A 692-nucleotide genomic window follows, 5' to 3' on the forward strand; every position below is an offset into this window, starting at 1 on the left:
CAAGCCTACTAGCAAATTAACATTTAGTCTTCGATAACAGAAATAACTGTATTGACCAAGAACCTGCGTTAAGCGGTTAGACCCACCCTTGATAGCCTGTAAAGTGATTAGTGTGTTAAAACACCGAGTAGGAGAAGAGGCACAAGGGCGCGAATACATCATAGGGCCGAGGTAGCTCCTCATTATGAGCCCGCATATAAGTACGCAGTCTAACAAAATTAACGAAGGGTATTGTGCAATAGGAGGAGTCCATATAAGGCACTTTAGTGCCGAAGTGTCTGATATGCCCTTCATACATAACCACTGACATTGACGGCTAAAGCCGTTCCTACGCTTCTTAATCACAATGACAGAAGTGCAAGGGGCTCTAAATCGCTCATTTCACTTCTGGCTGTAGGAGATGTATGGACTCCTCCCCTAAATAGGGTAAGTACGGTATAAAGAAATTGCAAAACCACTTTTACCAATAAGGAATCCATACATGTCAAAATTTAACTTAATTTGTATCGACTTGGCAAAAAATGTTTTTCAAGTCGGTCAATTTTTTCATCAAAAACTACAAAGTAATAAAGCGGTAAGCAGAAAAGAGCTACTGTCGATACTCACCACGTCTCCTCGTTGTAAAGTTGTCATGGAATCATGTGGCGGTGCTCATTATTGGGCACGCAAAGCGCGTAGTGTTGGTCATGAAG

General features: G+C 41.8%; 1 pseudogene. It reads left to right on the forward strand.

The features are described from left to right. Positions 1-481 precede the first annotated feature (481 nt). A pseudogene (locus LPA49_RS22255) lies at positions 482-692 on the forward strand (IS110 family transposase); the annotation flags it as partial.

Origin of the sequence: Pseudoalteromonas sp. MB41 (assembly GCF_020966275.1) — a bacterium.
GTDB classification, from domain to species: Bacteria; Pseudomonadota; Gammaproteobacteria; order Enterobacterales; family Alteromonadaceae; genus Pseudoalteromonas; species Pseudoalteromonas lipolytica.